At 53.6% G+C, this 781-nt stretch carries 1 protein-coding gene and 1 rRNA gene; both read right to left on the reverse strand.

Annotated features, from left to right (window positions below):
- Nucleotides 1–454 (reverse strand): 23S ribosomal RNA (locus NAM01S_RS33640); the annotation flags it as partial.
- Nucleotides 455–484: 30 nt separating this feature from the next.
- Nucleotides 485–781, reverse strand: a 297-nt coding sequence (locus tag NAM01S_RS35595; protein WP_218018502.1) for a hypothetical protein, incomplete at its 5' end; no start/stop codon positions are given.

The following is a 781-nucleotide window of genomic DNA, read 5'->3' on the forward strand; positions in this document are numbered from 1 at the left end:
AACTCACTACAACAGAGCATGAGTTTTCGCTTACCGGACTCTCACCGTCTACGGTTGGCCGTCCCAGACCAATTCAGCTAACACACACTTTTCTGACTGTTGCTCGCCACGGCAGTGACAAGAAAATGAGCCCCACAACCCCGCATAGACAACGACTGCCGTCTATCACATCTACACGGTTTAGCCTCATCCGCTTTCGCTCGCCACTACTCACGGAATCACTATTGTTTTCTCTTCCTGTGGGTACTGAGATGTTTCACTTCCCCACGTTCCCTCCACACACCCTATATATTCAGATGCGGGTAACACGACATCACTCGTGCTGGGTTTCCCCATTCGGAAATCCTCGGATCTCAGCTCGGTTGACAGCTCCCCGAGGCTTATCGCAGCCTCCTACGTCCTTCATCGGCTCCTGGTGCCAAGGCATCCACCGAACGCTCTTAAACACTTACAAACAAAGATGCTCGCGTCCACTGTGCAGTTCTCAAACAACACACCCACTCAAACCCACACCCCGCACCAGCACCCCAACCCCAAGGGTCGAAGCCGGTATGACAGGAGATCCGAGCGGATCGTCTTTTTGCCTGGAAAGAACGTCTGTTCTTTCAGGACCCAACAGTGTGTCGATATATTCACCGCGATCGAGAACATGGCCTCGACCGGATGCGGTGAAGGTTGTCAGCGTTCCACCCATGAGCTCCCGCCGGAAGACGATTGCTTCCGAAACGGTCTCTGCCACCACACGTTTACCATCCCGACTCTTCGGGTGTGAGTGGAGAAT

Source organism: Nocardia amikacinitolerans NBRC 108937 (assembly GCF_001612615.1).
Lineage (GTDB): Bacteria > Actinomycetota > Actinomycetes > Mycobacteriales > Mycobacteriaceae > Nocardia > Nocardia amikacinitolerans.